This window comes from Cellulomonas sp. B6, from assembly GCF_001462455.1.
In the GTDB taxonomy this organism is placed as follows: Bacteria; Actinomycetota; Actinomycetes; order Actinomycetales; family Cellulomonadaceae; genus Cellulomonas.
This window is the reverse complement of the sequence record NZ_LNTD01000038.1, coordinates 1-2,087: the sequence shown is the minus strand read 5'-3', so window position 1 is coordinate 2,087 and position 2,087 is coordinate 1. Positions and strand designations below refer to the sequence as shown.

Here is a 2,087-nt window from a genome sequence, read left to right as displayed (position 1 = left end):
CCACGGGGTGCCTTCCGGGCGGGGCGGTCGACGGGCCGCCGGGGTGTCGTCGGGTGGCGCGGCGGCGCCGCTGCGTGCGGGACCCCGGCCGCCGCCCAGGATAGGGCGGGCACGGCCCCCGCCGCCCGGACCGTCCGGGGCCCGGGCACGACGCACCTGGACGCGCGGTCTTGTTAGGGCAGCCTCACCTGATCTACGGTGGGGTCCTGACGTTCTGTCAGCAACCGTCGCGACGCCGTCGCACCCGGACCGAGGAGCCCGCCATGACCGCACAGACCGACGAGCGGCACCCCGCGACCGCGGACGTGCCCCTGTCCGCCGCGCTGCGTGCCGGGACGCGCGCGGACCACGAGGCGGCCGAGCGCTCGTCGTTCGTCGAGCACCTCGTCGACGGCCGCCTGCCGCTCGCCGGGTACGCCGATCTCGCCGCCCAGCAGCACGCGGTCTACCGCGCGCTCGAGGCCGCGGGCGACCGCCTGCGCGCCGCGGGCGCCGACGGCGGCCTGGTCTTCGCCGAGCTCGAGCGCGTCCCGGCCATCGAGGCCGACCTCGCGCACCTGCACGGGCCCGACTGGCGCGCGCACGTGCGCGTGCTGCCCGCGACCGCCGCGTACGTCGCCCGGCTCGAGGAGGTCGGCGACGACCTGCCCCGCTACGCCGCGCACGCCTACACGCGCTACCTCGGCGACCTGTCGGGCGGGCAGGTGCTCAAGCGCATGATCCAGCGGCACCACGGGCTCGACGGCGACGGCGTGTCGTTCTACGACTTCCCGCAGATCCACAAGCTCAAGCCGTTCAAGGACGTCTACCGCGAGCAGCTCGACGCGCTGGACCTGACGCCCGCGCAGCGCGACGACGTGGTCGAGGAGGCCCGCCTCGCGTTCCGTCTCAACCGCGCGATGTTCGCCGACCTGGGTGCGGTGCACGGGACCGACTGACGCTCAGCCGCCGAGGGCGCCGGTCGCCGACGGCGCGTCCGCACCGGGCGCCGTCGGCGCGTCGTCGTCCGGCCGGTCCTCACCGTCCGCAGCGGCACCGTCGGCAGCGGCACCGTCCGCAGCGGCGCGCCGGACCCGGCCGCCGCCGCGCAGCCCCACGACGACCGCCCCCGCGACCACGACGAGCAGCAGCGCGAGCGCCGACCACGGGACGGCCGCGACGGACGCCGCGGCGCGGTCGGCCGCGAGGTCTCCCCCGCCGATGCCGACCGTCTCCCCCGTGACGGCCACGGTCGCCGTCAGCACGAACGCGGGCAAGACGTCCGGCACCTCGACCGCGGCCTCGACCGTCGAGCCCGCGAGCACCTCCGGCAGCTCGGTCACGACGTCACGCGCGCCGACCCCGCCGGGGCCGGCCACGCCCACCGACGCGACCGGGAGCACGCGCACGTTCCCGGTGTTCGTGACGGTGTACGTGACGACCGCGCGGCCGCTGCCCGCGGGGTTGGCGGTGCCCTGGTAGCGCACGCGGACGTCGTCGACGCGCAGCCCCGGGACCAGCTCACCCGCGACGCGCGCGTGCACGCGCAGCGCGAGCCGGTTGTCGCGCGCGACGGTCGCCCCGGTCGCGGCCGACAGGTAGGACGTGACGACACCCGCCGCGTGGTCGCCCGGCGACGCGTCGGCCGGCACCGCGATCGTGAACGGGACGGTCAGGGACGCGCGCGGCCCGACGACGACGTCGTCACCGGGCACGTCCAGGGTCAACCAGCTGCCGAGACCCGCGGCGGGGGCGTCGGCCGGCAGCAGGTCCAGGTGCCCGGCGGGGGTCGTGAACGCGTCGGTCGCGTAGGCGTCGAGCGGGAGCTCGGCGTCGGTGAGGTTCGTGACGACGACGGCGTCGTGGACGACGTCGCCGGGCGCGACCTCGTAGGCGAAGTTGGCGCGGCCCGTGCCGAGGGGTCCGTCGGCGGGCGCGAGCGACCACGTGACGTCACCCGTGGCGGCGACGACCGGCGAGGCCACGGCGGCGGGGGCGGACGCGACCGCGGGGCCCGCGGCCCCGGCGAGGAGCACGGCGGGGACGACGAGCGCGGCGAGCGCGCGGACGAGCACCCGGGGGGCGCCGCGGACGGCACCCCCCGGGGT

General features: G+C 77.8%; 2 protein-coding genes. One reads left to right on the top strand and one right to left on the bottom strand.

Going from position 1 to position 2,087, the window contains the following annotated elements:
• The first annotated feature begins 263 nt into the window (after positions 1-263).
• Complete coding sequence (locus ATM99_RS02515; protein ID WP_062101373.1) at positions 264-938, top strand: heme oxygenase (biliverdin-producing); 675 nt, start codon at positions 264-266, stop codon at positions 936-938.
• Between the two features lie 3 nt (positions 939-941).
• Here ATM99_RS02515 and ATM99_RS02510 read toward each other — a convergent pair.
• On the bottom strand, positions 942-2,087 hold a 1,146-nt coding region (locus ATM99_RS02510; protein WP_190278753.1), incomplete at its 5' end, for a hypothetical protein.

Bases quoted from the DNA above. Each gene is read 5' to 3' on its own strand.
- ATM99_RS02515 (WP_062101373.1), top strand. From the start codon at position 264: ATGACCGCACAGACCGACGAGCGGCACCCCGCGACCGCGGACGTGCCC.